A 1599-nucleotide genomic window follows, 5' to 3' on the forward strand; every position below is an offset into this window, starting at 1 on the left:
CCAGAAGGAAAAATGAAAGTTCTCCGCGACCGCGGTTACACGAATAAAGATCTCGTCCTCGGAATTCGTCCAGAAGACATCCATGCGGAATTGATCTACCAAGACACTAAAACAGCACATCGTTTCCCAGCGCATATCGAAGTTTCTGAATTGATGGGTGCAGAGTCTTATCTCTACTCAAAAGTCGGACAACAAGCATTCACGGCACGTGTCGATTCACGTTCACATGTCGAGATGGGATCACAGCTTGATCTCTTCTTCGATATGACAAAAGCACACTTCTTCGATGCTTCAACAGAAGCAACGATTCGTTAATCACATCATCGATCAGTTATGATGTTTCAGACTGTCCATTTAAGGGCAGTCTTTTTTATTGACAGACGTTCCTGTAACTTTGTATGATACTGCTTGTAGCTTAAAATTAATCCTATTCGAAAACTAGGAATTGAAATCATTCATTTATAAAAGGAGAGAGCGCTATGAAACACGGTTTGAAATTAGCTGTAGCAGCATTATCGACAGCGGGGGTGCTTGCAGCATGCGGCGCTTCGAACGACAACGCAGGTTCTGGTAAAGAGTCAAAAGTCATTACAGTCGGAACGGAAGCAACATACCCACCATTCACGTACAAAGAAAAAGGAAAATTGATGGGTTATGACGTAGATGTCATGAACGAAGTCGCAAAACGTGCTGGCTATAAAGTCGATTACAAAGCGATGGACTTTAAAGGACTCATCCCGGCACTCGATTCAAAACGAATCGATGTCATTGCGAACCAAATGGGGATCACACCTGAGCGTCAAGAAAAGTACGCTTTTTCTGATGCGTATACGGTTTCTGGTTCAACGATCATCGTTAACAATAAAACGAATGACATCAAAACACTCGATGACTTAAAAGGAAAAACAGTCGGTTCGACACAAGGTTCACTTTATGCAAAAACGGCTGAAAAAGCAGGCGCTAAAGTAAAATACTATAAAGGTGCGAATCAAGTCTTAAAAGACCTTGAAGCGGGTCGCGTTGATGCAGCCATGAACGATCGCCTCTTCGTTTTGACGGAGTTGAAAAAAGCTGGCTATAAAGTCAAAGCTGTCGGTGAGACGTTCGATAAGAACGAATCTGGCTTCATGATGGCGAAAAATAGCAAGTATACAAAAGACTTCAACAAAGCACTCGCTGAGATGCAAGAAGACGGCACTCTTGCAAAAATCGGTAAGAAGTACTTCAACGAGGATATCAGTAAGTGAGTGAATTACTGACGATCGTCCGAGATAACTCGGACGTCTACGCAAAGGCGATTGGCACGACCCTTCTAGCAAGTGGTCTCGCCATCGTCTTTGCGCTTATTCTCGGGTTGATTCTTGCCATCATGCGTGATAGCCGCGTTGCCGTTTTCAGCGGTTTTGCACGTTTATACGTCTCGTTCTTCCGCGGAACGCCACTCTTGTTGCAAATCTTGATTCTTTATAATGGTCTCGTCACGCTTCAATTAACTGGATTCCAAGCACTTGCCTTCGGTTTGTCGCTTCACTTTTCCGCATATATTTCGGAATCGTTCCGCGCTGCCATCTCCTCTGTCGATCGTGGACAATGGGAAGC

The 1599-nt window shown here is 44.1% G+C and carries 3 protein-coding genes; all 3 read left to right on the plus strand.

The window, feature by feature from the left end:
- Positions 1–315: TOBE domain-containing protein (locus B2U10_RS14480; protein ID WP_290788508.1), on the plus strand; the 315-nt coding region annotated here is incomplete at its 5' end.
- A gap of 164 nt (positions 316–479) precedes the next feature.
- Entirely contained in the window at positions 480–1247 is a 768-nt protein-coding gene (locus B2U10_RS14485; RefSeq protein WP_056059940.1) for a transporter substrate-binding domain-containing protein, read from the plus strand.
- On the plus strand, positions 1244–1599 hold a 356-nt coding region (locus B2U10_RS14490; protein WP_290788511.1), incomplete at its 3' end, for an ABC transporter permease subunit. The genes B2U10_RS14485 and B2U10_RS14490, both read left to right, overlap by 4 nt.

It is taken from the genome of Exiguobacterium sp. UBA7533 (assembly GCF_002479335.1).
Lineage (GTDB): Bacteria > Bacillota > Bacilli > Exiguobacteriales > Exiguobacteriaceae > Exiguobacterium_A.